The 1,245-nt window shown below is 74.9% G+C and carries 3 protein-coding genes; all 3 read left to right on the forward strand.

From position 1 onward, the window contains the following. Window positions 1–291 (forward strand): hypothetical protein (locus AB0J52_RS41325; RefSeq protein ID WP_500188731.1); only part of this gene is annotated, 291 nt, incomplete at its 5' end. Beyond that, entirely contained in the window at window positions 288–932 is a 645-nt protein-coding gene (locus AB0J52_RS41330) for a YncE family protein (protein ID WP_500188733.1), read from the forward strand. The genes AB0J52_RS41325 and AB0J52_RS41330, both read left to right, overlap by 4 nt. Continuing rightward, a partial coding sequence (locus AB0J52_RS41335) for a hypothetical protein (RefSeq protein ID WP_500188734.1) occupies window positions 925–1,245 on the forward strand: 321 nt, incomplete at its 3' end. The genes AB0J52_RS41330 and AB0J52_RS41335, both read left to right, overlap by 8 nt.

The raw sequence follows: 1,245 nt of genomic DNA on the forward strand, positions 1-1,245 counted from the left end.
GACCAGCGTCCCGGCGGCGCGTCCGGCGTGGACGCCGTGCGTTCGCTGACCATCACCAGGCCCGGCCGGCTGCACGCCGTGGTCGGGTACTTCACCGCGACCCTCGCCAAGGGGGTCACGCTGTCCAACCTGCCGTCCTACCCCGGCTGCAACTGGGCGGTGTGGGTGTGGCCGCTGCGGCACACGCCCGTGGCGCCGGGGGACATGCTCCGGGTCCGGCTCCTGCCGCCGCCGGACGTCCGGGACGTCGGCCGGTGGCGGCTGGAGTGCGGCCTGCGGAAGGGGAGATGACGATGCCGTTCGCGGCGGGCACGGTCCGGGACATCCCGGTGCGCGCCTTCAAGCTGTGCGGCCTGACCTGGACCGGGCAGGACCTGTGGTTCTCCGAGGCCGTCTCGAACCAGATCATGGCGCTGGACCCGGCCACCGGCGAGGTGCGGCACCGGGTGCCGTGCTCCGATGTCCGCACGGACCTGACGACGCTGGACGGCGACCTGGTGCAGGTCGCCGGGCCGGACCGGGACCTGCGGGTCCTGGACCGGCGCGGCGGCGAGGTGCTGGGCGAGCGGCCGAACCCGCGTCCCGGGCACGTGCTGTGCGGGCTGGAGGCGACCCGGCACGGACTGTGGCTCGGCTACGAGGACCTGCGCCAGATCGACCTGCGCGACCCCGCCGACATGCGGCTGCTGGCGTCCTACCAGGTCCGCCGCCCGGTCGCGGGCATCACCATGTCGGACGGCTTCGTCGTCTACTCCGACTACCGGGGCGCGACGATCAACCTGCTGGACCTGGCGCGCGGCGTCGAGGTCGCGTCGGTGTCGGTCGCGGGGAACCCGACCGGGATCGCCTGGGACGGCACCCGCATCTGGTACTGCGACTACACCACGCTCCAGCTGCGGGCGATCGAGATCCCCGGGATCGCCGGTGACTGAGCCGCCCGCCGCGCGGCGGCCGCTGGACCCGCTGGTGCTCACCGGGCGCGCGGTGCGCGTGCTCGCGACGACCGCGCTGATCGCGGCGGGCGCGCTGCCCGTCGCGCTCACGCTCACCGCCCTGCGCGGACGCGACGCGGGACTGCGCCACCTGTACCGGAGACTGACGGCGCTGCTCATGCTGCTCGGCCCCGCGTTCGTGAAGGCGGGCCAGGTGCTCGGGACGCGCCGCGACGTCCTGCCCGGCGCGCTCTGCGACGAGCTCTCGCTGCTGCAGGACGCGATGCCCCCGATGACGCCCGCGCAGGCGCGG

This window comes from Spirillospora sp. NPDC049652 (genome assembly GCF_040675125.1).
GTDB lineage: Bacteria > Actinomycetota > Actinomycetes > Streptosporangiales > Streptosporangiaceae > Spirillospora.

Excerpts from the sequence above, each read along its gene's own strand:
- AB0J52_RS41330 (WP_500188733.1), top strand. The coding sequence starts at position 288 with ATGACGATGCCGTTCGCGGCGGGCACGGTCCGGGACATCCCGGTGCGC.